General features: G+C 45.4%; 1 protein-coding gene. It reads left to right on the top strand.

What is annotated here, in order from left to right; genetic code table 11:
• A partial coding sequence (locus tag Q0779_RS23745; RefSeq protein ID WP_298776739.1) for a condensation domain-containing protein occupies positions 1–507 on the top strand: 507 nt, incomplete at both ends.

Here is a 507-nt window from a genome sequence, read left to right as displayed (position 1 = left end):
CCGTTTACAGCCTGATACCGATGTGGAGGTGTTATTAGCCAGTATCAACATGATAGCGATGCGCCACCCTGTGCTAAACAGTGTCTATCAACAAACCGGATCCGTGGCAATTGATGGCGCACGTAATAGTGATAGTAGTGTAAGAAATAGCGAAAAGGCCAGTGAAAGGAGTGAGGCGAGTGGCATCCATACCTGTCAGTTGGATGAACCCTTGAGTTACCAGCGACGTCGACTCTCAGATGTGACGGAGTTAACCGGTGTGGTTCAAGCTGAGATAGCAACGCCGTTTATGTTAACAGAGCAAGCACCCATACGCTTATGTTTATATGATATTCCCTCTCAGGCGAACGAGAAACAGCAGCAGAGTCAGCATACTCATCAGGGTAACAATGAAAGCGAGCGTTATTTATTGCTGATGTTTCATCATATCGCTTTCGATGGCTGGTCAATGGATATTCTTTTTAATGAGCTGTTTGAGTGTTATCAGTCATTATTGGATGATAGGGC

Source organism: uncultured Shewanella sp. (assembly GCF_947491715.1).
Taxonomy (GTDB): Bacteria; Pseudomonadota; Gammaproteobacteria; order Enterobacterales; family Shewanellaceae; genus Shewanella.
The sequence above is the reverse complement of the archived record's forward strand: the minus strand, read 5'-3'. Positions and strand labels throughout refer to the sequence as shown.